Origin of the sequence: Leucobacter sp. M11, from assembly GCF_035726885.1 — a bacterium.
GTDB lineage: Bacteria > Actinomycetota > Actinomycetes > Actinomycetales > Microbacteriaceae > JAPFRB01.
Window position 1 is genome coordinate 67,016 of sequence record NZ_JAPFRB010000002.1, and the last position, 361, is coordinate 67,376.

1 protein-coding gene is annotated in these 361 nt (G+C 72.9%); it reads left to right on the forward strand.

Annotated features, from left to right (window positions below):
• A partial coding sequence (locus tag OOT08_RS04415; RefSeq protein WP_325092106.1) for an iron chelate uptake ABC transporter family permease subunit occupies window positions 1-361 on the forward strand: 361 nt, incomplete at both ends.

Consider the following 361-nt stretch of genomic DNA (forward strand, 5'->3'; position numbering starts at 1 on the left):
GCACGATCCGCGCCAGACCCCTGGGGATCCCCGTCTCTGCTCGCCTCGCCCCCCGCCCCCTCACCGTGGGCGGCCTCGCCTTCCTCCTCGCGATCCTGCTTGCCGCGCTCTCCCTCCTCCTCGGCCGCTACGAGCTGCCCCTCCGGGATATCCTCAGCATCCTCGGCGGCGCGGACCTGGGCTTCAGTAACACCGTCTTCCTGGAGTGGCGGCTCCCCCGGGCCCTCGCCGCGCTCTGCTTCGGGGCCGCCCTCGGCGTCTCCGGGGCCGTCTTCCAGGCCCTCACCCGGAACCCGCTCGCGAGCCCCGATGTGATCGGCTTCGCGAGCGGCTCGTACACCGGGGCGCTCGTCGTCATTCT